Below are 22,975 nucleotides of genomic sequence, written 5' to 3' on the forward strand. Positions count from 1 at the left end.
CGTCACTCAGGTGTCCGCGTCGGCAGCGTCGCGATCGGCGTGTGCCCGCTGAGGGCGCGGTAGCGCTCGTTGTGGGCGCAGTCGGCGAATGGGCCCAGTGGGGTGAGCAGTTCGCGCAGGCAGGGGTCGAGGTGGTCGCGGATCCAGATCGACATGGCGGCGCCGGGTTCAGGGGCGAGCTCGGTCCAGGCCCGCCGGAGCGCTTCGAGGCGGAACACGGCCTCGGGGTGTTCCCACCACAGCGGGCACCAGGTGAGCTCTCCGCGCAGCGGGCGAGCGATCATCGACGTGATGGTGTCGTGCACCCAGACGATGAGGGCGTCGACATCGAGGTCGTCCTCGTCGGGGTCGTCGTCCTCGTCGGCTACCGGCTGGGTCTGATCGGTCGCTGGGATGCCGTTGAGGAGCTCGTCGAGCAGGTCGGTCTGGTGGGCGCGCCAGGCCTCCAGAGCCTGAACACGTGCGCACAGTTCGGCGAGCAGCCGGGCGTCCGTCGTCAGTGGCGGGTCGTGGGGTGTCACGGTCGGTCTCCTTCGGCCTGGTTGATCGGGTTATCGGGCCCGAGCGCGAGAGCGGCGGCGTGCCGCAGTTCGGTGAGCGCGGTGTCTGCGTAGGCGCTGATGTCGGCGTGGTCGTGCTCGCGGTACCAGGGATGCAGCCGGCCGAACCCGACGCGGCGGCCGGTGGAGAGCAGGACGGCGTGGTCGCGGGTGATCGCGCGCAGGGCCGAGGCAGGCAGAATGGGTTCGCGGGCCTGCGCGTACTGCCGCGAGATGCGGCTTCGGTCGATGCTGGTGGAGACCCGCTCGACGTAGTGGTCGCCGATCAGACCGGAGAGCTTCTGCAGAAACGCGTGGTCGTCAACGCCGGCGCCAACGAGCTTGATCGTGGCGGCGGACCAGAGGGCCTGCATGCCTTGCTCGCCCCAGACCCCGACGCCTTGCTGATAGCTCTGCAGCATGGTGAGGACCTGAATGCCGCGGGAGCCGTAGTGGCTGTAGAGCTGAGGAAGCGCGCGGATGGGGCAGATGTTCGCGGCCTCGTCGAGGACCGCGACCACGGGCGGTTCGAGGCGCCCGCCCGAGGCTTGGGCGAGGAGTTCGGCGATTTCCAGGATGCGGTCGACCAGCGCGGTGACGACCGGTGCGGCGGTGCCGGCGCCTTCCTTGGACAGGAGGTGCATGGTGGCGCGGCCGTGGCGGGCGGCGGCGAGGAGGTCCCAGAGGTCCAGCTCCACGGGCGTCCCTTTCCCGGGTACGGGTGGGTCGCGCCAGGTGTCGGGTGGGCTGATCCAGCGCATGAGTCGCTCGGAGGTCAGCGCCTTGGTGGCCGTGCGCGCGGTTTGGTAGATGCCCTTGGTGGTGACGTCGGCTCCGGACAGCGTGGCTTCGAGGTCGGCGGCCTCGGCGTCGGCGCCGGCCTTGTCGAGGGCGGCGATGGCGTCACGGCGTCCGGGCTGCAGCCAGGCCAAAACATCGCGCATCGTGCCGTCGCTGATCGCCGCGGCGAGCAGGGTGGCTGTGAGGACCTGTTCCCCTGCGGCGTGGAAGAACGGGTCGCGCCGTTCGCCGCCGATGGTGCCGACGAAGTGCCCGGCCAGACGTGCGGCGGCCTCGACGCGTTCCGCGGGGTCGGCGTCGGCGATGGACCGCAGCGGATCCCACCACCAGGTCTGCTCGACATGGGCGATGCGCTGCGGGTCGAACGTCCGCACCGGGCCGGCGTTCGCCCGCATCTCTGCGGTGAGCGCCCACAGGTCGGCCTTGTTCGATGTCGCGACGACGAGGCCGGGGGCGGCGAGCACGGTGGGGACGGCGATGGCGCTGGTCTTGTTCGACCGGGGGCCCATGATGACCAGGGCGACGTCCTCCCAGGACATCCAGACCTCGCGGCGCTGGATGGTCAGCAGCCGCAGCCCCTGATCCGACGGGCCGAGTTCGTCGACGGCGGGCCGTAGCGTCCGTGCTCGGGCTCGTGCGGGCTGTCCGGTGAGGTCGCCCAGCTCCCGGGCCCGGAGCAGCGATCGTTGCGGCCCGCCGGATCCACTCGTACGGCCGACCAGCACGATCACTACTACGGCAACGGCCACCTCCAGGGTCACGGACGTGACCATGACGGTGACGAACACCGGCGCGCTGGCGCTCTCCGTCAGGACTCCGTCGGGGCCGCTGCTCAGCAGCGCGAAAAGCGTGGCCGGACCGACTGCTGGCGCTGTCCAGTGCCCGGTGCCGGTGAGGGCGGCGGCTCCGGCCGCCACCGACACGTCAGCGGCGAGCAGGGCCGTCGCGGCGATGGCGCCGAGCAGCAGCAACGGTGCGGCCGCCTCGCGCAGCAGCCCCGGGGTCACGGCGTGCTCCGGCGGAACGCGCGGTCGGTGTCGTGCAGCGCGATCTCGCTGGGGGTCAGCGTGAGCGCGACCGGGAGCCCGACCCGCTGCCCGGACTTGATCAGGTACTTGCCACGGCCGGGATGGACCCGACCGGCGTGCCAGGTCGGCGGCGCCGCCCACGAGGTGATCAACGCGGCCTCGCCCTCGCTGAGCGAGGTGATGCGGCGCAGCCCGTCGAGTTCCTGCTCCGCCATCCCGCCCAGCAGCAGCACTCCGTTGCGCGACGCCATGCCGCGGGCCTTGGCCCTGTCGGCTTCGGTGGGCAACGCTTCGAGGTCGTCTAAGGAGTGGGTGACCTGGAACGACACGACCCCGCGGTGCCGTCCCAGGCGGGTGATCCGGTCGGAGCGCTCGACCAGACCGGGGGCAACGCGTAGCGCTCGCCACAGCTCGTCCTGGACCTGCACGACGTTGCGGCGCCGCTCGCCGTAGGCAGCGGCATCGGCCAGCGCGGCCGACCAGGCCCAGGAGCAGAGCATCGCCGCGGCGACGACGTCGTCGTCATCGTCGTCGAGCGCACTGATGTCCAGGGAGAGGGCGGGGGTGTCGGGGTCGAAGCGGGCGCTGCTGGAGCGGTCGAAGATCCCGCGGATCGCGCCTTCGCACAGCAACCCGAGCGCGTTGACCAGCGAACGTGACGTGCGCCGGAACTCGATGTCGTCCTGCGTAGCCGCGATGGTCAGCAGTGGGGTGGCGGCGGAGAGCAGGACGGCGAGGACGTCGGGAATCAGCGGTTCGCGGTCGCCGGCGGTGTCGACGGCGAGGTCGAGCGCTGCCCCGAGCAGGCGGCGTTCGGTGACGTCGGGTTCGTCGTGGCGGACGATGGTGATCAGCGCTTCGAGCAGGGTCAGCCGCCGGGCCCGCAGGGTCTCCAGCAGCCGGGTGCGATCCGCCGCCGGGGCTGTCAGCAGCGCCGCGCGGAGCGGGCCGGCGTCGAGCGGGTTGAGGGCCTGCAGGCCGCGGCCGAGGTGCCATACCGACCCACCCAGGGCCGTGACGAGCGGGGTGTACTCGCCTTTGACGTCGCCGGGGATGACCGCGCGCATGCCGAACGCGACGAGGCCGGCGAGCATGCGTTTGGTGATCGAGGACTTCCCGATGCCGGGTTGGCCCTGCACCCACACACCGGTGTTGGACACCAGCCCGGTGCGTAGCCAGTGGGCGGGGTCGAGCCCGATGGGTTCGGCGGTGTGCAGGTGGCGGCCGATCGGGACGCCGCGCACGTCGGAGCCCGACGCGGTGGCGAACGGGAACAGGCCGCAGATCTGGCTGGTGGTGCCGGCGAACCGGTTGCCTCCCTCGACGTGCCCGGCCCGGCCGCCGTCGCGCACGGGCCACCCCCAGGAACGGGGCACTGGATCTGCGCTGGTCATGTTTACTCCGTTCAGCGTCCGCGGCGGTGGGCGAGCAGGTCGGCGGGGTCGATCCCGATGCCGAGCGAGGCGGCGAACCCGGCCGCCTGCGCACCGCGCAGTCGGCGCAGGCGCAGCTTGGACTGGCCGGCGCGTTGCTCGACGTCGGCGATCGCGGCGGGCAGGTCGTCGTGGTGCAGGACGGTGGTGGTGACGTAGAGGGTGAAGCGGCCGACTCCGGCGCCCTGGGCTTCCTCGCGGGCGGACTGCAAGGCGCGGTCGCGGTCGTCGCGTTCGCGTTGGGTCTCATCACGCCGGGTCCGTTCGGCCCAGGCGCGGCGGACCTGCCCGGAGGTGACCTCGTTCTCGACCTTCGCCGCGGCCTGCTCGGCGGGGTAGGGCTGATACAGCCACGTCGTGCGGCGCGGGAACGCGCCCGGCGCAAGCAGCGGAACCAGCACTCCGGATCCGACGGCCTGCCGCGGCGCCTCGCGCAGCGCCCAGGTGACCGATAGCCCGCCCTCGTGGCGGTAGGTCTCCCAGCGCTCGCGGGCGGCGACCGGTCCGGCGTCGCGCCAGTCGAGCACTGCATCGGACTGGTTGAGGTGGGGGCGGTGGTGCGGGTCGAACGCCGCGCGGATGCGGGTGGTCAGCCATCCGGTGGAGGCACGGCCGAGCACGGCCACACCGCAAGCAGCGAGCTGGTTCTCGATCGCGGGCAGCCGCCGGCTGACCTCGACCGCGGCGGCGAGCAGGTCGGCCGGGCGTGGGGTCGCGCGTGCGGGGTCGAGGCAGATCGCGACCCTGGCGTCGGCCTCGGCGGCGGTGGCCGGGGTGAGCTCGGCGAGCTCGGCCATGATCCGACGCGACAGGGCGGGTGCGGTCGGGTCGAGCGCCGAGGCGATGTGGTCGCGCACGGTGGCGCCGCCGGTCGGGGCGGTGTCGACGGTGACCGCGAGGTGCCGGATCAGCGGCAGGTACCCGAGGTCGGCGAGCAACGCGCCCCAGGCCGCGACCCAGGAGTCGGCGCGGTCGGGATCAGCGAGGTCGAGCCCGATCGGCGAGCAGCGCAGGACCGCGGTCAGCGTGCCGGTGCGGCGGTGCCACAAAAGCGCGTGCCGTCCACCCCGGCCGTCGTCGACATCGAGCGGGCGCAGGGGGGCGAGCACGCCGGGCAAATCCGTCCCGCGGGGGTGCTCGGTGAGGATCCCGCCCGACAGCTCGGTCCAGCCGGCGGCTCGGGCGCGGTGGAACCGGGCCCGGCGCACGACCACGTCGGTAAGGCTGACCCCGCCCACCCGGACCACGACCGCACCGATCACCGCGACCGACAGACCCAGCAGCGGCAGCGTCGCGGACGGGAACGCCGACACCGCCAGCAGCGGCACGAGCACCGCGGCGAACAGCACGAGGGTCGCGGTCGTCGACAGCGACCCGATACCCCAGCCCCGCTCGGCGCGCCAGTTCCCGTAGAGGCGGGGCCCGTCATCAACGGCCCCCCGACCGATGCTCATCGTGGGTCACCGCCGCCGTCGCTGCCGCCGGTCATCCCTCCAGCGACGGTGCGCACGGCAGCTGCTCCGACCGTGCCGGCTGCCGCGACGCCCGCCGCCGCGACCCCGGCCGCGCCCACACCGGAACTGACTCCGCCGGCCGTGGGGGCTGCGCCGGTCGGCGTCATAGCGCCGCCGACGGGCGGGTACTGGCCAAAGGTGGCGTAGGACCCGGGGCCGTTCGCCTCCATCGCCGCGGCCCGGTCGACCGCGCCACGCCCATAGCCCTGCGTCATGGCCACGGCGCCGACCGCGCCCAAGAACCCGGACCCGCCACCGCCCCCGCCACCGATCTGCGTGCCGGACCAGGCGAAGAACTTCAGCAGCACCGGCATCGCGATCACCGCGAGCAGCAGCACCATGATCCCGGTGATCATCGTGCCGGTGCTGCCCGCGTCGGTGGCGCTCGGCGAGGACAGGTAGGAGAACCCGATGTAGTAGATGAACGCCGCCGCGGGCTTGTAGACGACCATCGCGATCAGCCACACCAGGATCTTGTCCAACCAGCCCCGAGTCGACCGGGTCAACGACCCGGACGCGGCCAGCGGCAGCATCGCCGCCAGCACGAGCAGCCCGGCCTGGCGCATCGCCATGAGCACCCACTGCACCAGCGAGAGCACCGCGGCGATCAGCGACACCAGCAGGACCAGGAACACCGCGTCGCCCTCGCCGTTGACCAGGACGTCCTGCATCAGCAGTGCGAAGTTGCCTGCGGCGCCATCGAGTAGCTCGGTGGCCAACGCGTCGCCGGCGCGCAGCGCGATCTGCAACACGACCAGCCCCAGGGCTGAGACCACGGCGTAGCGGATGAGTCCGGTGGCGACCATGATCAGCGGTTCGCCCTTGCGGGAGAGGATGATCCGGATCGACTGCACCAGCACCGACCCGACCAGGATGATCAAGATCAGATCGCGGGTGGCACCCTGCGCAGCGGCCACGGCCGGGTTGAGCGGGTCGACGCTGTCGGTTTCCACCCACCACGCCGCCGACGACACCACCAGCTCGGCGGCGCCCTTGGCAACCTCCGTGACGATGCCCTGGAACGCCGAGCCGACGGCCTGCCCGGCCTGGCAGCCCAGATCGAACGTGCCACACTCGGGCCCTGGAGGCGGCTGCGCGAGCGCGGTCATGACGTGGGCCCCAACAGGGCGTGTCCGGCCGTGTCGGGGTGCAGGATCGGGCGCGGGACGGGAACGCGCAGGCGCCAGTCGCCGTCGTCCCGGCGCAGCGCTGCGTCTACGCGTGAGTACCCGCCGCGATCGCGGGCCTGAGGTGTGTCGGCGAGCAGGGACACGACAACGTGGTCGCCCTGGCCGTCGCCGGCGATCACCCGGAAGAAGATCGCGGCCGGGATCAGATCCGTCCGCCCGGGCTGGTCCGGGACCGGTAGCGCGCTTGCGAACCGCGCCCGGGCGGTAGCGAGGTCACCCCAGCATTGGGCGTCGAGGGTCGCCTCGACGACGGCCGCGCCCGCGCTCGGGCCGATCCGGGGCCCGATGTGCGTCGCGGCGATCGCCGCGCCCACCTCGTCGTGGCTGAACTCGAACGCCCGCTCTTCGTCCTCTCCGGACGGACCGTGCCGCTGGGACGATGCGGCGGTGCCGCCGGGCACGGCTACGAGCACGACCCGGTCCGCCGCCACCTCGGTCGCCGGCGCCGCGCAGCTGACCGACGCGGCGAGCACCGCGACTGCGCACACCGCCGGGGCCACAACGCGGCTCATAGTTGGAACGCCCCGACCAGCAGCGCCGCGACCGAGGCGAGGGCGAGACCGCCGATCACCCATGCCGACCCGACGAGCCCTTCGTAGGCGGTGGCCGACCGGTTGCGGCGGCCGATGATCAGCATCAGGGCGCAGATCAGGATGCCGAGCACGCCGGCGACCAGCACGCCCCACTTGAGCCAACCGAGCAGGTCGCTCGCCAGGTCGGCGAAGCCCGGCGGGGCGACGGGGCCGGGGTCCGGAACCGATGCACGAAACGTGATCATGGTGTCCTTCCGATCGTCGAAGCTGTTGTCGTGGTCCGGGGGGCCCGCCCGGGGACCGGGCGGGCCGTGGCCGGGGAACGGCCGTCCATGGCGGCCCGGAGGTCCCGCAGGGCGTCGGCGTAGCGGCGCAACCGGCGGGGGAGCTCGGCAGGATGGGCAGCAAGCAGCCCCCGGACCTCGTCCAGCGGCGCGGCGAGCTCGGCCCAACGGCGGACGTAGGGCAGTACGACGACCGCGCAAGCGTGTGGTTCCAGCAGCCGCAGGCGTGTGGTCACCGGCCTGCTGGGGCCGCGCGCGTCCGCTGCCGTCACCGCGAGCACCGGCCGCTGTCCGGTCACCTGTGCGACCAGTTGGGCGGCGCGGCCGGCCCGGATCAGCGAGTCGCCGGTTGCCCGGCACACCAGTACGTCGACCGCTCGACCGACGAAGATGCCGCGGTCCGCCGCGCCGAGCGCGGTGGCGATCGTGGTCGCGCCGACGCCGCCCGCTACGCCGGCGACGGTCAGCCGTCGTCTCCGTTCACGAACACCGACTCGTCCGTGCTCGGGGCGTTGATCTTCTGCCGTCGTCACCGGATGTGCCTCCCTCCGTTGCGTTGGGAGCATCCGGTCGTCGCGCTGCTGAGGCGTTGTTGGCGCGTGGCTCATGTTCAGGGCGTTCACGGCCACGGGCCGCCCACCCAGCCCCGAGTTCGTCAGATGCGCCACCAGCCGGAGGCCGCCACTGACCACGGCTCGACCACGGCTCGACCACGCCCTGACCACGCAGTCGCCCACCCAGCGACAGATCCTCAGGGTGCGCTGACGACAACGGCTCGAGGCGGCTGCGGGTGAGGGACATGGCCTGGGTGCACGACACCGGATACGCGCCGGCCTATGAGCACACCGGCTACCCCGTGTCCATCCTGCTCGACGGCACCGAGACCGCAAGCAGTTCGGCACGTACCGCAGCCGAGGCCATCGGCTGGCGCTCGGCGTGCGACTGCGGCTGGCGTGGAATGCAGTTCTATCCGCGAAGCGAATGGCCCAGCGCGAGCGGCATCGCCTCGGACGACGTCGACGGCTGGGAATCTGGCACCGCCACCTTCGCCGAGTGGCAACGCCACCTCGCCCGCGCCCTGCCCGAGCTCGCGGTGCACGACCTGGCCAGGCAGCTCGCCGAAATCGAGGAACGCCTCCAGGCCGCTGTCCACGCCGCTCGGTTCGCCGGACTGTCCTGGTCGCGTCTCCGCGCGGTCACGAGTCGGGCGACGGCCGGCTCCGTCCGGCTGCGCGGGATGGCCGACGAGCAGGCCCGCGTGACTTCGCGGAGCGGGCGCCTCGATCTTGCTCCGCAAGCTGGGCTTGGCGGTCCCTCGCCAAGCTAGCTCGGATAGGTCGCCTCGACCGCGGTCTGGATTGATCCGGTGGCCAGGCCCTCCGCCGTGCGCAGTGTCGGAGACGGGTGCGTCCCTGGAGTAGTAGGGGTCCCGTGGGGCGACGTGCTGAATCGGTGGGCCGGTCGTGCCGTCCGGCTGGAGGATCGGTGAGTCAGTGACCAGCTCGGACCTCCGCTGGTGATCGTTGCACCCAACGCGCCTGACCCCGGAGGTCAGTCCGGATGCCGCTTCGATGCTGTTGTTGCCGATCCCACGGAGGTCTGGTGACACGCGTCGGTGGCCAGCTGCCGGCTGCGGCCACGCGGCGACCACGCCACAGCCACGGCCTTCCGCGCGGCCAGTCGACTCCGGTCACCCAGCGCAGTCGGCCCCACGACTGGTCCCGCATCGCACCTCGTCATGCCGTGTTGATCTCCGGTGTGGCACATCCGTGGCACACGAGAACGAAAAACGGTGGTTGACGATGGCAGACGCCGAAAGGCATCTGCGCAGGTCAACCACCGTTTTCGGGTCCGCTCAGCAGGTCAGGAAACCGCTGGAATCAGACGTCGTAGTACAGGGCGAACTCGTAGGGGTGCGGACGCAGGCGGAGCGGGGTGATCTCCGTGTCGCGCTTGTAGTTGATCCACGTCTCGATCAGGTCGGGGGTGAAGACGCCACCCTCGAGCAGGTAGTCGTGGTCGACCTCGAGCCGGTCGAGCACCGCGTCGAGGCTCGTGGGGACCTGGGCGATGTCCTTGGCCTCCTCGGGCGGGAGCTCGTAGAGGTCCTTGTCGACGGGGGCCGCCGGCTCGATCTTGTTCTTGATGCCGTCCATGCCGGCCATCATCATCGCCGAGAACGCCAGGTACGGGTTGCCCGACGAGTCGGGGCAGCGGAACTCCAGGCGCTTGGCCTTGGGGTTGTTGCCCGTCAGCGGGATGCGGATGCAGGCGGAGCGGTTGCGCGCGGAGTACACCAGGTTGACCGGCGCCTCGAAGCCCGGCACGAGCCGGTGGAACGAGTTGACGGTCGGGTTGGTGAACGCCAGCAGGCTCGGCGCGTGGTGCAGCAGGCCGCCGATGTAGTAGCGGGCCATGTCGGACAGGCCGCCGTAGCCGGACTCGTCGTGGAACAGCGGCGCGCCGTCCTTCCACAGCGACTGGTGGGCATGCATGCCCGAGCCGTTGTCGCCGAAGATGGGCTTCGGCATGAAGGTGACGGTCTTGCCCGCGTGCCAGGCCGTGTTCTTGATGATGTACTTGAACAGCATCACGTCGTCGGCTGAGTGCAGCAGCGTGTTGAACTTGTAGTTGATCTCCGCCTGGCCCGCGGTGCCCACCTCGTGGTGGCCGCGCTCGAGCACGAAGCCCGCGTTGATCAGGTTGGTGGCCATGTCGTCGCGCAGGTCGGCGTAGTGGTCGACCGGCGGGACGGGGAAGTAGCCGCCCTTGAAGGGGACCTTGTAACCGAGGTTGCCGCCGACCTCGTCGCGGCCGGTGTTCCACCAGCCCTCGATCGAGTCGATGTGGTGGTACTGCTGGTGCGGGTCGGACCCGAACTTGACGGAGTCGAAGATGTAGAACTCCGCCTCGGCACCGAAGAAGCAGGTGTCGGCGACGCCGGACGCGGCCAGGTACTCCTCGGCCTTGCGGGCGACGTTGCGCGGGTCACGGCTGTAGGGCTCGCCGGTGATCGGGTCGTGCACGAAGAAGTTCATGTTGAGCGTCTTGTGCTTGCGGAACGGGTCGAGGCGGGCCGTCGCCGGGTCCGGGAACAACGCCATGTCGGACTCGTTGATGGCCTGGAAGCCGCGCACGGAGGACCCGTCGAAGGCGATGCCGCCGTCGATGAAATCCTGGTCGAAGGCGGTGGCGGGCACGGTGAGGTGCTGCATCACGCCGGGAAGGTCGCAGAAGCGGATGTCGACGTACTCGACCTTCTCGTCACTGATGAACTTCAGGACCTCTTCGGAGTTGCTGAACACCCTTGGTGACTCCTTCGAACGGTTCTCGGGTTGCGGCGACGCTAGGACGACGGTGTTGCCCAGCGGTCACTCGCTCGTTTCACAGAGGTTAACGGGACCAACCGTCGCTCGGGTCACATCCACCTCGCCTAGGCTGGTGACATGCCCCGATGGATCGACACCTGGCTCCCCGGCTCGTCGCCCACGACGCCCGCGGGGGACCACCCGGGGGAGCGGTACGGGCTGCCTGCCGAGGGGGCCAACGCCGTCGCCGGGTTCGGCCGCAGGCTCGCCGCGCTCACCGTCGACTGGCTGCTCGGCTACGGGGTCACCGCGCTGTTCCTCGGCGCCGAGGTGACGTCGTCGCCGTTCACGGTGCTGGCGATCTGGTTCGTGCTCACGGCCGTGCCGGTCGCGGTGTTCGGCGCGAGCGCGGGCATGACGGCACTCGGGATCCGGGTGGCGTCGATCGGGTCCGAGCCGGTCGTCGGGGTGCCGCGGGCGGTGCTGCGTACGGCGCTGATCGCGCTGGTGCTGCCGCCCCTGATGCGCGACGCCGACGGCCGCGGCTGGCACGACCGCGCGGCCCGCACGATCGTCGTCCGGACCCGTGCTTGACCCTCCCCGTGGGGGAGGCCCGAGCGTTCGGGTCGTGGACATCTCACCGACATCCTGATGGAAGGCACCTACGCCCAGGACGGCGACCCGCTGCGCTTCGACCTCGACGCCCCGCACGCCTGGCACCGGACCCTCGCCGTCCCCGCCCCGGAGGGCCGCACCGTCGAGGCGGTCTCGACGGCCTCGGCGCGTTCCGGGGCGCCGGTGGAGCTGCGTGCTGCTGTGGCGCAGCGGGTGGCGGAACCCGTGCACCCCGGTGTTCGGCGCGTTCGCGCGCCTGGCCCCGCTCACCGTGAAGGCCGTGCGGCACCACGACGCCCAGGAGCTCCCGGTGCCGTCCCACGTCGACCCGCACTCCGGCTACCGCTACCACCGGGCCGGCCAGGTGGGCACGGCCACCACGATCGCGCTGCTCCGCGGCCTCGACGTGCCGCTTCCGGTGGTGCGCGAGGTCCTGCGCGCCCTCGACGGCGACGCGGTGGCCGCCGTGCTGGCCGGGGAGCGCGAGAAGCTCCGCGCGGAGCCGGCCCGGCGTGAGGAGCTGCTGCGCAGCCTCGACGGCCTGCTGCGGAGGCCCGGGCGGTGCGCTACCGGGCGGTGCGCTACGACGTGACGATCGCCGACCGCGCCCCGGTGGCCCTGCGCGGGCCGGTGCGGGCGGCGGCTCTCGACGGGGGACACCGCTGCGCTGTGCCGCACCCTGCTGCGCACGGCCGCGAGCCGCTGGTGGCGGTGTTCCCGCTGGACCTGACCGACGGGTTCGAGGTGACGGTCGGCGCCCCCGGGGCGGAGCCCGACGTCGTGCGGAGCCGGTGACGCGGATCGCGGTGGCGCTGGTGCCCTAGCGGCGACGGACGGTGCGCTGCACGCTGCGCATCTTCGCCCCGGCCGGCATCGGGCCCTTGGGCATCGCGGCGGCGCGGGAACCGAGGGCGGCCAGGCGCGCCTCGATCGTCTCCATCTCCTTGACGGTGATGTTGCGCGGCAGCTTCATGAGATGGCGCTGCAGGCCCTTGAGCGGGATCTGCCCCTCGTCGTTGCCCACGATCACGTCGTAGATCGGGGTGGTGCCCGAGACGCGCGCGGTGCGCTTCTTCTCCTGCGCGATCAGGCCCTTGACGCGGTGCGGGGCCCCCTCGGCGACGAGGATGACGCCGGGACGGCCGATGACACGGTGCACGGCGTCGAGATGGGTGGTGCCCGCAACGCCCTGCGTGACGCGCCACTGGCCGCGCAGGTTGTCCAGCGCCCAGCCCGCGGCGCCCGGCTGCCCGTCGGCCTTGGTGTAGACGTTGCGCTGCACGCGGCGGCCGAAGACGCTGATCGCCGCCAGGATGCCGATCGCGATGCCGATGGGCAGCAGGATCAGCCAGATCCCGAAGATCGCCCCGATGCCGACGGCGAGCGCCACGGAGAGCAGGAAGGCGCCGAGCATCCACGGGATGAGCGCCTTGTCCTCCTTGCGCTGCATCTGGAACGCCTGCCAGATCTGCTGGCGGCGCGCCTTCGAGGCGGCCCGCTTCTCCAACCGGGCGGCCTTCTTCGCTGTCTTGTCGAGCTTCGGCGCCTTGTCGGGCTTCCCACCGGCCATGTCGCCCAGGATACGGGTCGTCCAGACTGGGGCGATGGGCGCGCTGGAGACGATCACCCGCTACTACGACGGCTGCTCCGCCGGTGACGTCGAGCAGATGCTGGGCACGCTCGACCCGGACGTCGTGCACTGGTTCCTCGCGCCCAACGTCGGGTCGACGGCGGTCCGCGGCGGCGAGCACCTGGCGCGGTACTGGCGCAAGGTCGCGGGCCGGATCGGGGCGCGCTGGGTGGTCGACCACGCGCTGCTGGGCGACACCGAGGCCGTCATCGAGTGGACGATGTTCTGGCGGCCCACCCCCGATGCCGAGCGGGTGGCGACCCGCGGGGCGGAGTGGTTCGTCTTCGCCCCCGACGGCCGGATCGTCGAGATCCGCTCCTACTACCAGCAGCGCCCGGAGACCACCGAGCTCGACGGGTTCCCCTACGTCGACCGCGGCTGGTCGACGATCGGGGCCGAGCGGAGCGCCCTGCACTCACCGTGAGTGAGCCCGGTACCACCCGACCGATGACGGGATGGACGTCGCTAGCGTCGGCGGCATGAAGCTGACCAGCATGTACCCGGTGCTCTGCACGTCGCGGATCCGCGAGTCGCAGGCCTTCTACACCGGGATGCTCGGGTTCGAGACGGTGTTCGAGGCCGACTGGTACGTCAGCCTCCGCCGCCCCGACGGCCAGGAGCTGGCCCTGCTCGACCAGGACCACCCGACGGTCCCCGACGCGTACCGCAAGCCGGTGCAGGGGCTGCTGCTCAACGTCGAGGTCACCGACGTCGACGCGGAGTGGGAGCGGATGGTCGTGCGCGGCGGGCTGGTGCCGGAGCAGGAGCTGCGCAGCGAGGACTTCGGGCAGCGGCACTTCATCGTGGCCGACCCGAGCGGGGTGCTGATCGACGTGATCACGCCCATCCCGCCGTCGGCGGAGTTCGCGGCCGCGTTCGCGGGTGCCGGTCAGGGCTGAGCCGCCGGGCACGCCGACGGGCCCGTCACCGCGGGGGAGCGCGGTGCCGGGCCCGGTCCGGGCGGGGGACTAGACGGCGCCCACCTCGTCGCGCACCTCCAGCGGGGTCTCGGCGGTGGCGGGGGTCTCCCGGTTCCCGACGACCATCAGCACGGCGAGCGCGATCGACAGCACCGCGCTGACCCAGCCGAGGACGTTGAGGCCGCCGACGAACGCGACCCGGTTCGGGTCGAGCAGTGCGGCGGCGACCTCGGCGGGCAGGCCCTGCACCGCGGCGGCGGCGCTGGCCAGGGTGTCCTGGGCGGCCGCGGCGAGGTCGGCGGGCGTGCCGGCGGGGACGACGGCGAGGCCGCGGTAGACCGCGGTGCCCAGGCTGCCCAGTGCGGCGACGCCCAGGGCCATGCCCAGCTCGGTGGCGGTCTCGGAGATGGAGCTGGCCGAACCGGCCTGCTCCGGCGGTGCCGAGCCGATGATCAGGTCGGTGCCGAGCGAGATCATCGGGCCGCCGCCGGCGTAGACCAGCATGAAGCCGACGACCAGCATCGTCAGGTCGTCGGTGCCGAGCGTCGCCAGCATGACCTGGCCGACCGTCGAGATCAGCAGGCCGCCCACCACCACGTAGTGCGGCTTGATCTTCGCGGCCAGCGCCGGGGCGAGCATCGAGGTGACGATGAGCGCGCCCGCGGCGGGCAGCAGCCACAGCCCGGCCTGCATCGGGGACAGGCCGGTGACGAGCTGCAGGTACTGGGTGACGAACAGGTAGGTGCCGCCCGCGATGAACATCGAGGCCAGCATCGCCACCGCGGTGACGGCGAACGCGCGCTGCCTGAACAGGGTCATGTCGAGCAGCGGGCTGGCCAGGGTGCGCTGGCGCAGGGCGAACACGACGGCGAACACGACGCCCAGGACGATCGCGGCGATCGAGGTGATCACCGACGCGCCGGTGGCGAGGCCCTTGAGGCCGTAGATGACCGGGAGCAGCGCGGCGAGGGACAGGACGACGCTGACCAGGTCGATCCGGCCGGCGTCGGTGTCGCGGTACTCGGGCAGCAGGATCGGGCCCGCGATCAGCAGCAGCACCATCACCGGCACGGCGAGCAGGAACACCGAGCCCCACCAGAAGAACTCCAGCAGCGCGCCGCCGACCACCGGGCCGAGCGCCGTGCCGAGGGAGAACATCGTGACCCAGACGGCGATGGCCACGCCGCGCTGGGCGTCGCTGCGGAACATGTTGACGATCAGCGAGAGCGTCGAGGGCATCAGGGTGGCGCCGGCGACGCCGAGCAGTGCGCGGCTCGCGATCAGCATCTCCGGGGAGGTCGCGAACGCGGCCAGCACGGACGCCGCGCCGAACGCCGCACCACCGATGAGCAGCAGCCTGCGGCGGCCGATGCGGTCACCGAGCGTGCCCATCGTGACGAGGAAGCCGGCGATCATGAAGCCGTAGATGTCGATGATCCACAGCATCTGCCCGGCGTCGGCCGACAGGCTGGAGGTGATGGCGGGGACGGCCAGGTGCAGGACGCTGACGTCCATGGAGACGAGCAGGGTGGGCAGGGCCAGCACCGCCAGGCCCAGCCACTCTCGCATGCCGGCGCGGGGCTCGGCGGAGGTGGACGTGTCCATGATCGATCCAATCGTATGTCGGGGCGGGGAGGGTCAGGCGGGTTGTCCGAGCCCGGCGGTGACCGGGTCGGGCAGGGCGGCGAGGAGCTCCGCGGCGATGGTCGTCGCGGTCGTCGTGTCGTAGAGGTAGAAGTGGCCGCCGGTGAACATGCGACGTCGGAACGCGCCGGTCGTCTCGACCGACCACAGGTGCAGCCGCTCGGCGACGACCACGGGGTCGTCGGACGCGCCGAGGGACAGGATCGGGACCGCGGTGCCGGTCGGCGGGCGGTCGTAGGTCTCCAGGGCCTCGAGGTCGGCCCGGATGGCCCCGAGCGCGGTGTCGACGAGGCCGGGGCGGGTCAGCAGGTCCGCCGACACCCCGCCGATGCGCACCAGGTGCGCGATCAGCTCGTCGTCGGATCCCTGGTGGGCGAACGGGGCGCGGCTCGGGAAGCACGGCGGCTGCCGCGCGGAGACCGCGAGCAGCTCCGGTGCGAGACCGCGCTGCTCCATCCGCTTGGTGAGCTCGTAGCCCAGGACGCTGCCGAAGCTGTGCCCGAGCACCACCGTCGGCAGCGGCTCCAGGTCGGCGACCGCGTCGGCGAGGCCCGCGACGATCGGGGCCACCCGCCGCAGCGGTGCCTCGTCGCTGCGCATGCCGCGCCCGGGCAGCTGCGCCACCACGAGCTCGACGTGCTCGGGCAGCACCCGGCGCCAGGTCTGGAACGCCGAGGGCCAGCCGCCCGCGTGGGGCAGGCCGATCACCCGCGCCACCGGACGGACCGCGGCGGCGCAGCGGCGGCGCGCGCCCACCTTCAGCAGCCAGTGGTTCATCGGACGGTCGCTCCTTCCGGGCTCAGCAGGGGGTGGTGCTCGCGCAGGAACTGCAGGACCCGGCTCTGGTGCGGGCGGACCCGCTGGCCCGGCAGGTGCTCCAGCGAGTGCAGGAACGGGTCGGCCGGGGCGGGCAGCCCGGCCACGGCGCAGGCCGTGGCGAGCACGAGCGTCGGCTGGTACCAGGCGGAGTAGCCGCCCTCGTGGGCCAGCACGATCCGCCCGCCCGCGAGCTCGTCGGCGAGGTCGCACAGGGCGGCCGTCATCGCGTGGAACGTGCGGCTGGTGGCCAGCATCCGACCCATCGGGTCGTGCCCGCCCGCGTCGACGCCCGCGGCGACGAGGACCAGGTCCGGCCCGAACGCGCGGGCCGCCGGGGCGACGACCTGCTCGATCGCGGCCAGGTAGGCCCCGTGCCCGGACCCGGCGGGCAGCGGCACGTTGAGGTTCCGGCCGGCCCCGGCGCCCCCGCCGGTCTCGGTCACCAGGCCCGCCCCCGGGGGGAACAGCCCTTCCTGGTGGATCGAGACGTAGAGGACGTCGGGGTCGGACCAGAAGACGTCCTGCAGCCCGTTGCCGTGGTGCACGTCCCAGTCCAGGACCAGGACGCGCCCCACCCCGCGGCGCTGCGCGGACCGGGCGGCGATCGCCAGGTTGTTGTAGAGGCACAGCGCCATCGCCCGGTCGGGCTCGGCGTGGTGCCCGGGCGGGCGGACCAGGCAGTACGCCCGGTCGTGCCGCCCGTCCAGCACGTCGTCGACGGCCTGCACGCAGGCCCCGACCGCCAGCCGGGCGGCCAGCGCGCTGTGGTGGTTGACCTGCGCGTACACCCCCGCGTCGCCCGCGCCGAGGGCCGATGCGGCCTCGACGCGGTCGACGTGGCCTGGGGTGTGGACGAGCAGGAGGTCCTCGTCGGTGGCGGGGGTGGGAGTGCGCGCGACGAAGTGCTCCAGCACGCCGGAGACGCGCACCAGTCCCTCGGCGCGACGCAGGTCGGGATCGACCGCGTGCTGCCGCAGGGGCTCCACCCCGGGCCCGACCGGCACGTGGCCGGAGCCGGCACCGGGGTCGTGCCAGAAGCAGAGCTCGTGGCTGAACCACGCGGGACCGGTGCGCGACATCTCAGGCCGCCACGTCCGCGCGCACCAGGGACAGGCCCGAGACGCGGGCGATGTAGGAGGTGTGGTGCTCGCGCTCCTCGTCCGGCGTCCGCTTGGTGCGCAGGATCGTGTCCAGCCAGGACAGCACCTGCTCGGCGTCGGACCGGGTCAGCGGACGCCCGGCGACCTCGGTCTCGAACTCGCGGATCCGCCCCGCCGGGGCCAGCACGCCCGCGGCGTACTCGGCCCGGTCCTCGTTGTGGTTGCGGGTGCAGGCCACGGCGCGCAGGACCGCCCCGAAGAACGCCGCTCCGTCGATCTCGTCCATCGTGATCTCCTTCTCGGTGGGGTGTCGCGGGCTCATGCGATGAGCCCGATGCGCCGCCCGGCCCGCTCGATCGCGGCGACGGCGAGGTCGATGTCCTCGTCGGAGTGGCTGAGGTTGACGATCGTGCGCAGCCGCGGCAGCGCCTTCGGCACGGCCGGGTAGACGATCGGCTGGACGAACAGGCCGTCGGCCTGGCACAGGCGCGCCATCTCCTGGGCCTGCTCGGCGCTGCGGCAGATCACCGGGACGACGGGGGTCTCGCTGGCGAGGGTGTCGAAGCCCAGCCCGCGCAGCAGCCCGCGGTAGCGCTCGGTGCGCCGGTGCAGCTCGGTGACCATCGACGGGGCGGCCGCGATCACGTCGATCGCCGCCTTCGCCGCCGCCACCTGCGCCGGGGTCGCCGCGGCGGAGAACATCCAGCCGCGCGCGTTGTTCTTCAGCGCGAACACCAGGTCCGCCGAGCCCGCGACGTAGCCGCCGGCGCTCGGGACCGTCTTCGACAGCGTCCCCATCTTCACCGCGACGCGGGCCGGGTCGATGCCGAAGTGCTCGGTGATGCCGCGGCCGGTCGCGCCGAGCACGCCGAGGCTGTGGGCCTCGTCGACCATCAGCGGTGCGTCGTAGCGCTCGCACAGCTCGACGATCTGCGGCAGCGGCGCGATGTCGCCGTCCATGCTGAACACCGCGTCGGTGACGACCAGGCGTCCGGCGTCGCCGACCTTGCGCAGGGCGCGCTCCAGGTCGTCGAGGTCGTTGTGCGCGTAGGTGATCACCTTCGCACCGGAGAGCCGGTAGCCGTCGAGGATGCTGGCGTGGTTGTAGACGTCGCCGATCACGACGTCGCCCGGCCCGACCAGCGCGCCGACCGTGGCGACGTTGGCCATGTAGCCGCTGGAGTAGACGATCGCGTCCTCGGTGCCGAGGAAGCGGGCCAGTGCGAGCTCCAGCTCGCGGTGCAGGTGCAGCGTGCCGGCCAGCAGCCGGACGCCGTGGGCGCCGGTGCCGTGCTTCTCGACCGCCCGCACCGCCTGGGTGTCGATGTAGTCGTGCCCGATCAGTCCGAGGTAGGAGTAGGAGGCGAAGTTGAGGAACCAGCGGCCGTCGAACTTGATCCACGAGCCGCCGGCCTCCTCGATCACCGGCTCGTAGAAGTAGTCGTCCTGGGCGACGATCGTGCGGTCCTCGGCGGACAGGGCGTCGATGCGGCGGTCGAGGAACGTGCCGTCGGGGCGGTCGGCGAGGCGGCCGGGGAGGGTGCGGCGCGGGGTCGGGGCACCGGACGGTCCGGGCGGACCCTGCGGCGGCCGGGGTGCCCCCACCCCGCGAGTCGGGACTTCTCCGCCCCCGAGTCGCTGCTGGGTGGGGACCGGGCGGGGGTGGATCGGGGCCGGTGGGGCGGGCGTTGCGGCTGCAACCGGGGGCGCCGGGGCGGTGCCGCTCGCGGCCGGGCGGGGGCCGTCGAGGTCGCGGAACTGGTTCCAGTCGGGGACGAAGGCGTCGCCGGGAGCGGTGACGGGCTGATGGGCGACCGGTTGCTGGGCGACCGGCTGGTGGGGGATCGGCTGCTGGGGGATCGGCTGGTGGGGGACGGGCGCGGTGACCGGCTGGGGGGAGGCGGGTGCGGGGACCGCAGGCAGGGCCGGGGCGGGCGCCGGTGTCGCGGCGTGGGGCGCCGGCGCTCCGGTGCGGGGCAGGGTGTCGAGGTGCGCCACCAGCTCGTCGACGCGGGCGTGCTCGAAGAAGGTGCCGGGGTCGACCTCCAGACCCTCGCGGGACAGCGCGGCCGCCACCTCGACGGCCATCATCGAGTCGAGGCCGAGCTCGAGCAGGTTGTCGTCGGGGGAGACCGCCCGCACGTGCAGGGTGGTCTGCAGGATCGAGGCCAGTGACGGCCACAGCCGTCCTTCGGGAGCCACGGTCGTCATCGGTTCGTCCTTCGGTCGATGGGCAGCGGACAGGACGTAGTGGGCGGGAGGGAGGGCGAGGCCGGTCCGCAGCAGCGCGATGCCCTCGTCGGCCGACAGCGCGGGGATCCCGCGTGCGGCCGCTCCCTGCACGATCTGTTCGCCCATCCCGACGTTCCACAGGCCCCAGCCGAGGCTGAACCAGGACTCACCGCCCGCCCGCCGGGCGGCCGCGAAGCCGTCCAGGTAGGCGTTGGCCGCGGAGTACGAGCTCTGGCCGAGGTTGCCGTGCACCGCCGAGATGGAGGAGAACAGCACCACCGCTCCCGGGCGGCGGTCCGGTGGGAACGCCGCGTCGATCGCGTGTGCACCACCGATCTTGGGCGCCAGGACCTCGTCGATCCGCTCAGAAGTGAGCGTTCGGGCCAGTCCGTCACGCAGGACCCCGGCGGAGTGGACGACGCCGTCGAAGCGGGGCACGTCGCGCAGCGCGTCGGCGAGGTCGCGGACGTCGCAGGTGAGGATGCGCAGGTCGCAGCGCCGCGCGAGACGGTCGATGCGGAGGCGGCGCTCGCCGTCGCGGGGTTCGGTGCGCCCGAGGAGGGTCAGGTGTGCGCAGCCGTCGTCGGCGAGCATCTCCGCGACGTGCAGCCCGATCCCGCTCATGCCACCGGTGATCAGGAACCGCCCCCCGTCGACGGGGAACGGGCGGCCCGTCGCGGTGGGCGGGGCGAGCACGGGCGCGGACCAGGTGCCGCCGCGGCGGACCAGCTCCGGGTCCTCGAACTGCGCCACGACGGACGCCGGAGCGTCGGGTTCGAGGTCGACGAGCCGGATCGCGGTGCGCGGGTTCTCCACCCGCAGCGACCGCACCAGCCCCCACAGCGCCGTGTGCGAGGGCTGCACCGCCCCGCCCCCGAGGCCATGCGCCCCGCGGGTGACGATCGTCAGGCCCGCCATCGGTGGTTTCGCCGCCAGCGCGCGGACCAGCGCGAACGCGGTCTGCACGGCGTGCGTCGCGGTCGCGGCGGTGCCGTCGTCGGGGCGGGGGAGGTAGACGATGCGGCCCGTGCGGTCCTGCGCCACGGTCGCGGCGAGCCGCCCGTCGTGCACGGCGTCGGTGCCGGTGGCGCCGTCGATCTCGTCGGAGACGACCAGGACGGTGCCCGTGTCCGCCGCTGCGGTCGGGGTCACGACCTCCCAGCCGGGAGCGAGGACGGTGCCGATGGTGGCCGCCGCGTCCGTCGACGGGTCGCCGGTCGGAGGGTGGTCGAGGACACGGGTCGGGCGCCCCTCGGCCCGGGGCTCTCGGTCGTCACGCGCTTCTGGCGCGGCCGGCGCGGTGGGGGCCTGCGCGGTGGCGGGCTGCGCGGTGGCGGGCGGCGCGGTGGCGGGCGGCGGGGGGACCGGCGGCAGCGCCGCGACCGCGACGGGCGCGGGTCCGGCGGGGGTGGGCGCGGTGCGGGGAAGGGGCACCGCCACCGGGCCCGGGGAAGCGGGGCCCGCGGCGGCGGGGTCGGCGGGAGCGCGGGTGGCGGCCTTCAGGACGATCCGGTCCAGCTCCAGCAGCACCTCGCCCTGCAGCGAGCACACGACCGCGCGCCCGCGGACCACGCCGCTCGCCGCCTCGCCCGGCGTGATCTCGACCTGCGCCAGGACCGTGCCGGAGATCGGGCGCCGCACCGCGATCCGGCCGACGAACCACGGCAGGCAGGCGCCGGCGGCTCCGGCGTCGAGCAGGCCGAGGCACTGGAACACGCTGTCGAGCAGCGACGGCGGGACGACGTGCGCACCCGTCTCGTGCGTGCGCAGCATGGCCAGCAGCACGCCGTCGCCGCGGTGGGCGGAGCGGATCGCCCGGTAGGTGGGGCCGTAGGCGATGCCGCTCGCCGCGCGCCACGCCGCGATCTCCGCGGCCGGGACGGCGTCGGTGCAGCGGGCGCGCAGGGCGGCGGTGTCGAGGTACCGCGGCAGGTTCAGCGAGCCCGAGGTCGTGCTCGCGCGGCCGTGCGTCGTCCACTCCCCGTCGCCCGGTGCGCGGGATCGGAACAGCGCGGTGCCGTCGTCGGCGATCTCGGTGCGGGTCTCGACGCCGGCGGGCCCGACGCGCAGCGGGGCGAGGAAGGCGACGTGGTCGAGCCACCAGCGGTCACCGGGGCGGGTCGCGGCGCACGCGGAGAGCACGGCGTCGATCTGGGCGGCGGCCGGGAGGACCGGCTGCCCGCCGACGAGGTGGTCGGCGACGGCGGGGTCGGTGGCGGCCAGGTGCACCGCGGTCACGGCGCTCACGTCCGCAGCTCGAACGCGTCGGAGGCCAGCGCGAGGCCGTTGACCTGGATGTCGACGACGTGCTCGCCCGGGTAGTAGGCGCGCGTCGTCACCTCCCTGACGGTGTGCGACTTCTCCAGCGTCCGCCGCTCGCCCGGCCCGAGGTCGACGGTGGCGAGCTTGAAGACCTTGGGGATCGTGCGGCCTCCTCTGCGGACGTGGTGCACGACGTAGTCGACGGAGACGCGATGCCGGGCGGTGTCGGTGTTCTCCAGGTCGACCTGCAGCGCGACGGTGCCGGGGAGCTGCAGGTCGCGCGGCCACAGCCGCAGCCCGTGCACGGTGATGTGCTCGCCGCCGGTGGCGCCGAGCAGGGCCAGTGCGCGCTGGTCGCCCTTCTTCACCAGGACCCGCAGCGCGTGCTTGACGATCCACGCCGTCTCGTCGGTCGGGCTCTCCTGCGACCAGCGGGTGGCCGTGGCCAGCGCGACCTCGGGGTGGTCGCGGGCGATGTCGTTGAGGTGGTTGGCCACCGACTTGCGCACGTACTCCGACGGGTCGCTGCGCAGCGGCTCCAGGATCTCCAGGACCGGGTGCGGGTCGTCGACGAAGCGGTGCAGGGTGCGGGCCCACGGCAGCCGCGGCCGCACCCCCTCGCTGGCCAGTCGGCGGACGTTGAGGCTGGGGTCGCGGGCCCACCGGGCGACCCGCTCCATCGTCAGGTCGTAGTGGCGCTCGACGTAGGGGCGGATCGCGTACTCGCCGGTGTGCCGCTTGGTGATCTCCTCGATGGCGTCGAGGGAGACCTCCGGGTCATCGAGCCCGAACTCCTCGACGAACCGGGCCACCGGCATGAGGAACCAGCTGGTGTTGAACATCCCGCCGCCCTCGCCGAGCTCGTCGCCGAGGATCGAGAGGAGGACGGCGACGGCGGTGGGGTAGTCGGCGGGGAGGCGGTCCCGCAGGCCCTCCGCGAGCACCAGAACCCGGTCCTTGAGCTCCAGCTCGGGGATCCGGCGCGCCACCTCCTCGGCGTAGCCCTCGACGTCGAACCCGGCGTGCCGCTCGGCGACCATGCCGCCGAGCAGCCGCGCCGCGCCCGCGTCGAAGTGCCGTTTGAGCCCGTACTCGCCTGCCATCGTGTGCCGCCTCTTCCCCT

At 73.0% G+C, this 22,975-nt stretch carries 22 protein-coding genes; 6 read left to right on the forward strand and 16 right to left on the reverse strand.

What is annotated here, in order from left to right:
• Positions 1 to 2: 2 nt before the first annotated feature.
• Genes I4I81_RS03470 through I4I81_RS03505 form a run of 8 tightly spaced genes read right to left on the reverse strand, consistent with a single transcriptional unit; the run spans position 3 to position 7,990 of the window.
• Entirely contained in the window at positions 3 to 521 is a 519-nt protein-coding gene (locus I4I81_RS03470; RefSeq protein WP_218602254.1) for a DUF4913 domain-containing protein, read from the reverse strand.
• A complete protein-coding gene (locus I4I81_RS03475; protein WP_218602253.1) occupies positions 518 to 2,347 on the reverse strand; it encodes a type IV secretory system conjugative DNA transfer family protein in 1,830 nt (609 codons plus the stop codon). Before I4I81_RS03475 ends, I4I81_RS03470 begins: the two co-directional genes overlap by 4 nt.
• Complete coding sequence (locus I4I81_RS03480; RefSeq protein ID WP_218602252.1) at positions 2,344 to 3,762, reverse strand: putative type IV secretion/conjugal transfer ATPase; 1,419 nt, start codon at positions 3,760 to 3,762, stop codon at positions 2,344 to 2,346. Before I4I81_RS03480 ends, I4I81_RS03475 begins: the two co-directional genes overlap by 4 nt.
• Positions 3,763 to 3,773: 11 nt before the next feature.
• The gene (locus I4I81_RS03485; protein WP_218615799.1) at positions 3,774 to 5,255 is read right to left on the reverse strand and encodes an SCO6880 family protein; all 1,482 of its coding nucleotides are present in this window, start codon (positions 5,253 to 5,255) and stop codon (positions 3,774 to 3,776) included.
• Positions 5,252 to 6,424: a hypothetical protein gene (locus I4I81_RS03490; protein WP_218603351.1), complete on the reverse strand. Its 1,173-nt coding sequence runs from the start codon at positions 6,422 to 6,424 to the stop codon at positions 5,252 to 5,254. The genes I4I81_RS03485 and I4I81_RS03490 overlap by 4 nt, the downstream gene beginning before the upstream one ends.
• Positions 6,421 to 7,017 carry a DUF8175 domain-containg protein gene (locus I4I81_RS03495; protein WP_218603352.1) on the reverse strand — a complete coding sequence of 199 codons (597 nt, stop codon included), beginning with the start codon at positions 7,015 to 7,017 and terminating at the stop codon, positions 6,421 to 6,423. Before I4I81_RS03495 ends, I4I81_RS03490 begins: the two co-directional genes overlap by 4 nt.
• Positions 7,014 to 7,283 (reverse strand): hypothetical protein, encoded by a 270-nt coding sequence (locus I4I81_RS03500; RefSeq protein WP_185718635.1) that lies wholly within the window; start codon positions 7,281 to 7,283, stop codon positions 7,014 to 7,016. The genes I4I81_RS03495 and I4I81_RS03500 overlap by 4 nt, the downstream gene beginning before the upstream one ends.
• Positions 7,280 to 7,990 (reverse strand): hypothetical protein, encoded by a 711-nt coding sequence (locus I4I81_RS03505; RefSeq protein ID WP_218603353.1) that lies wholly within the window; start codon positions 7,988 to 7,990, stop codon positions 7,280 to 7,282. The genes I4I81_RS03500 and I4I81_RS03505 overlap by 4 nt, the downstream gene beginning before the upstream one ends.
• Positions 7,991 to 8,121: 131 nt before the next feature.
• Between I4I81_RS03505 and I4I81_RS03510 the strand changes: the two genes are divergently transcribed.
• Positions 8,122 to 8,649: a hypothetical protein gene (locus I4I81_RS03510; protein WP_218603354.1), complete on the forward strand. Its 528-nt coding sequence runs from the start codon at positions 8,122 to 8,124 to the stop codon at positions 8,647 to 8,649.
• A 553-nt stretch (positions 8,650 to 9,202) separates the two neighbouring features.
• Here the strand turns inward: I4I81_RS03510 and glnA are convergent.
• Positions 9,203 to 10,627 carry a type I glutamate--ammonia ligase gene (gene glnA / locus I4I81_RS03515; protein ID WP_218603355.1) on the reverse strand — a complete coding sequence of 475 codons (1,425 nt, stop codon included), beginning with the start codon at positions 10,625 to 10,627 and terminating at the stop codon, positions 9,203 to 9,205.
• Positions 10,628 to 10,768: 141 nt separating this feature from the next.
• On the opposite strand from glnA, the gene I4I81_RS03520 reads away from it, so the two are divergent.
• The 3 genes from I4I81_RS03520 to I4I81_RS03530 all read left to right on the forward strand — a co-directional run bounded on the left by I4I81_RS03520 (position 10,769) and on the right by I4I81_RS03530 (position 12,040).
• Positions 10,769 to 11,224 (forward strand): RDD family protein, encoded by a 456-nt coding sequence (locus I4I81_RS03520; RefSeq protein WP_218603356.1) that lies wholly within the window; start codon positions 10,769 to 10,771, stop codon positions 11,222 to 11,224.
• 214 nt (positions 11,225 to 11,438) lie between these two features.
• On the forward strand, positions 11,439 to 11,837 hold the full coding sequence (locus I4I81_RS03525) for a MerR family transcriptional regulator (protein WP_218603357.1): 399 nt from the start codon (positions 11,439 to 11,441) through the stop codon (positions 11,835 to 11,837).
• Positions 11,822 to 12,040, forward strand: coding sequence for a hypothetical protein (locus tag I4I81_RS03530; RefSeq protein WP_218603358.1), 219 nt, complete (start codon positions 11,822 to 11,824; stop codon positions 12,038 to 12,040). The genes I4I81_RS03525 and I4I81_RS03530 overlap by 16 nt, the downstream gene beginning before the upstream one ends.
• Before the next feature lie 25 nt (positions 12,041 to 12,065).
• On the opposite strand, the gene I4I81_RS03535 is transcribed toward I4I81_RS03530, so the two are convergent.
• Positions 12,066 to 12,815, reverse strand: a complete 750-nt coding sequence (locus tag I4I81_RS03535) for a DUF4191 domain-containing protein (RefSeq protein WP_218603359.1) — start codon at positions 12,813 to 12,815, stop codon at positions 12,066 to 12,068.
• 34 nt (positions 12,816 to 12,849) lie between these two features.
• Between I4I81_RS03535 and I4I81_RS03540 the strand changes: the two genes are divergently transcribed.
• Together I4I81_RS03540 and I4I81_RS03545 are read left to right on the forward strand one after the other, a co-directional pair.
• Positions 12,850 to 13,299: a nuclear transport factor 2 family protein gene (locus tag I4I81_RS03540; RefSeq protein WP_218603360.1), complete on the forward strand. Its 450-nt coding sequence runs from the start codon at positions 12,850 to 12,852 to the stop codon at positions 13,297 to 13,299.
• A 55-nt stretch (positions 13,300 to 13,354) separates the two neighbouring features.
• Positions 13,355 to 13,774, forward strand: a complete 420-nt coding sequence (locus tag I4I81_RS03545; RefSeq protein WP_218603361.1) for a VOC family protein — start codon at positions 13,355 to 13,357, stop codon at positions 13,772 to 13,774.
• Positions 13,775 to 13,843: 69 nt separating this feature from the next.
• Here I4I81_RS03545 and I4I81_RS03550 read toward each other — a convergent pair whose 3' ends face one another.
• Genes I4I81_RS03550 through I4I81_RS03575 form a run of 6 tightly spaced genes read right to left on the reverse strand, consistent with a single transcriptional unit; the run spans position 13,844 to position 22,955 of the window.
• A complete protein-coding gene (locus I4I81_RS03550) occupies positions 13,844 to 15,400 on the reverse strand; it encodes an MFS transporter (protein WP_218603362.1) in 1,557 nt (518 codons plus the stop codon).
• 33 nt (positions 15,401 to 15,433) lie between these two features.
• Positions 15,434 to 16,216 carry a thioesterase II family protein gene (locus tag I4I81_RS03555; protein WP_218603363.1) on the reverse strand — a complete coding sequence of 261 codons (783 nt, stop codon included), beginning with the start codon at positions 16,214 to 16,216 and terminating at the stop codon, positions 15,434 to 15,436.
• Entirely contained in the window at positions 16,213 to 17,337 is a 1,125-nt protein-coding gene (locus tag I4I81_RS03560; RefSeq protein WP_218603364.1) for a class II histone deacetylase, read from the reverse strand. Before I4I81_RS03560 ends, I4I81_RS03555 begins: the two co-directional genes overlap by 4 nt.
• Position 17,338: 1 nt before the next feature.
• A complete protein-coding gene (locus I4I81_RS03565) occupies positions 17,339 to 17,644 on the reverse strand; it encodes a hypothetical protein (RefSeq protein ID WP_226363725.1) in 306 nt (101 codons plus the stop codon).
• A gap of 32 nt (positions 17,645 to 17,676) precedes the next feature.
• Positions 17,677 to 21,837, reverse strand: coding sequence for an aminotransferase class I/II-fold pyridoxal phosphate-dependent enzyme (locus tag I4I81_RS03570; RefSeq protein WP_218615800.1), 4,161 nt, complete (start codon positions 21,835 to 21,837; stop codon positions 17,677 to 17,679).
• Positions 21,834 to 22,955 (reverse strand): DNA alkylation repair protein, encoded by a 1,122-nt coding sequence (locus I4I81_RS03575; RefSeq protein ID WP_218605776.1) that lies wholly within the window; start codon positions 22,953 to 22,955, stop codon positions 21,834 to 21,836. The genes I4I81_RS03570 and I4I81_RS03575 overlap by 4 nt, the downstream gene beginning before the upstream one ends.
• Positions 22,956 to 22,975 lie beyond the last annotated feature (20 nt).

Source organism: Pseudonocardia abyssalis (assembly GCF_019263705.2).
GTDB lineage: Bacteria > Actinomycetota > Actinomycetes > Mycobacteriales > Pseudonocardiaceae > Pseudonocardia > Pseudonocardia abyssalis.

Coding starts and splice junctions, on each gene's coding strand:
- I4I81_RS03480 (WP_218602252.1), bottom strand. CDS start 3,762: ATGACCAGCGCAGATCCAGTGCCCCGTTCCTGGGGGTGGCCCGTGCGC.
- I4I81_RS03485 (WP_218615799.1), bottom strand. CDS start 5,255: ATGAGCATCGGTCGGGGGGCCGTTGATGACGGGCCCCGCCTCTACGGG.
- I4I81_RS03490 (WP_218603351.1), bottom strand. CDS start 6,424: ATGACCGCGCTCGCGCAGCCGCCTCCAGGGCCCGAGTGTGGCACGTTC.
- I4I81_RS03495 (WP_218603352.1), bottom strand. CDS start 7,017: ATGAGCCGCGTTGTGGCCCCGGCGGTGTGCGCAGTCGCGGTGCTCGCC.
- I4I81_RS03500 (WP_185718635.1), bottom strand. CDS start 7,283: ATGATCACGTTTCGTGCATCGGTTCCGGACCCCGGCCCCGTCGCCCCG.
- I4I81_RS03510 (WP_218603354.1), top strand. CDS start 8,122: ATGGCCTGGGTGCACGACACCGGATACGCGCCGGCCTATGAGCACACC.
- I4I81_RS03520 (WP_218603356.1), top strand. CDS start 10,769: ATGCCCCGATGGATCGACACCTGGCTCCCCGGCTCGTCGCCCACGACG.
- I4I81_RS03535 (WP_218603359.1), bottom strand. CDS start 12,815: ATGGCCGGTGGGAAGCCCGACAAGGCGCCGAAGCTCGACAAGACAGCG.
- I4I81_RS03540 (WP_218603360.1), top strand. CDS start 12,850: ATGGGCGCGCTGGAGACGATCACCCGCTACTACGACGGCTGCTCCGCC.
- I4I81_RS03545 (WP_218603361.1), top strand. CDS start 13,355: ATGAAGCTGACCAGCATGTACCCGGTGCTCTGCACGTCGCGGATCCGC.
- I4I81_RS03550 (WP_218603362.1), bottom strand. CDS start 15,400: ATGGACACGTCCACCTCCGCCGAGCCCCGCGCCGGCATGCGAGAGTGG.
- I4I81_RS03555 (WP_218603363.1), bottom strand. CDS start 16,216: ATGAACCACTGGCTGCTGAAGGTGGGCGCGCGCCGCCGCTGCGCCGCC.
- I4I81_RS03560 (WP_218603364.1), bottom strand. CDS start 17,337: ATGTCGCGCACCGGTCCCGCGTGGTTCAGCCACGAGCTCTGCTTCTGG.
- I4I81_RS03565 (WP_226363725.1), bottom strand. CDS start 17,644: ATGGACGAGATCGACGGAGCGGCGTTCTTCGGGGCGGTCCTGCGCGCC.
- I4I81_RS03575 (WP_218605776.1), bottom strand. CDS start 22,955: ATGGCAGGCGAGTACGGGCTCAAACGGCACTTCGACGCGGGCGCGGCG.